Origin of the sequence: Undibacterium paludis (genome assembly GCF_022568815.1) — a bacterium.
Taxonomy (GTDB): Bacteria; Pseudomonadota; Gammaproteobacteria; order Burkholderiales; family Burkholderiaceae_D; genus Undibacterium.
The window spans coordinates 1-1,498 of the sequence record NZ_JAKZHX010000046.1 but is presented as its reverse complement, the minus strand read 5'-3'; the positions used below and the strand labels follow the sequence as shown (position 1 = coordinate 1,498).

Here is a 1,498-nt window from a genome sequence, read left to right as displayed (position 1 = left end):
TGGCAAAGAGGTATTCGGGTTGACAGGGATCGTTGTTTTGAGGCCCAGACCGCCATTGAAAGAAATCTTGCCATCGACCTTGCCATCGAGGTCACCAAGACCACCGTCAGTGATCTTGAAGTCGACCTTGAGTTTGCCATTGACAGTGCTGATATTGCTGGCGATATTGACCCATTCACCAGCATTGTTCTGTACCCAATAACCATTGATTGGTGTCAGGTTATCAGTGTACAGCGACATAAGTACTTCCTTGCCTGCCACGCCTTCGAGCTGGGTGCCGATCATGCCATAGGGCATGCTCAGGTCCAGTGGCAGATTGGATGGATTTCCCCCGGATTGGACAGGTGAAGTGCCTGTCTTGGTTTGCGCCAAGAACTGGTCATTGGCCAGGGTGACATAATGGCTGTTGACCAGACTGCTGTTGTTCCACAACAGGGAACTGACATTTTTCTGCGACTGATCCTGGATACCATCGCCGTTCCCGTCACCATTGCCCGTACCAACCAGGTTAGGTACTTCTGCCTCAACACTTTGGCTGATGCCGTCGCCGTCGGCGTCGGAACTGGCAGTGCCTGGGTTATCGTTGCCACCATTGAGGGCAAAAGCCTGTACCAGGGCCGGGCCGCTATTACCAGCCAGATCAGTGACCCTGACCTTGAGCGTATTGCTGCCATTGAGTAACTGGTTGGCCAGGCTCCAGCTGGTAGCACCAACAGTGGCGCTTGCTGTTGCCCAGGTGGCGCCATTGTCGAGCGAGACCTCCACCCTTTCGCCGACCTGTAAACCGCCATTGAGGCTACCACTGATAGTTTGCTGGGCAATGGTGGTGATCAGATCGGTATTGCTGGGGCCGTCATCATTCGAGAAGCGTACGCTGCCTACGCCGGTAATCGGGGCAGTATGATCAATCTGATAGAGCTGACCTGTAAAGCCACTGGTCAAAGGCAGGCTGGCTGTATCAACAATGCCATTGCCACTGGCTTTGAGATTCAGACCCAGGGTACCATCGCCAGTAACATTATTGAGCTGCACAGTATAGGTATTGCCGCTAACTTGCGTTACTGAAGCAATGCTGGCATTGACAGTACCTGTCATGGCCAGGGCAAACGAGGCCGGGCTGACGCCACCGACAGTTTCACTGAAGGTGACACTGTAGAACAGACTGTCCAGATTGGTATTCTCTGGATTAACACGGTTGATCGCGGTAGCTGTTGGCGCAACATTGTCACCGATGCTGACAGTCAGGCTCTTGTCGAAGGATGCGCCACTGCCATCCACGGCACGTACCAGGACGGTGTAATTGCCGGGCGTCATGTTCAGCGGATTCTTGGCGATCAGGCTGTTGCCGGAAATGCTGAATTTACTATTGTCTTTATCATTCACACCATTACCTGTCACCAGGCTGAAGCTGGCCGTGTCTCCAGGGTTAGGATCTGTCGCAGAAAGCGCACCAACGGTGGTATTGTCCGGAGAACCCTGATTGATACTGGCCGGTGCC

Annotated in this window: 1 protein-coding gene; it reads right to left on the bottom strand. The window is 53.5% G+C overall.

The window, feature by feature from the left end:
* The coding region (locus tag LZ463_RS28835; protein ID WP_241459769.1) for a choice-of-anchor U domain-containing protein at positions 1 to 1,498 on the bottom strand (1,498 nt) is incomplete at both ends.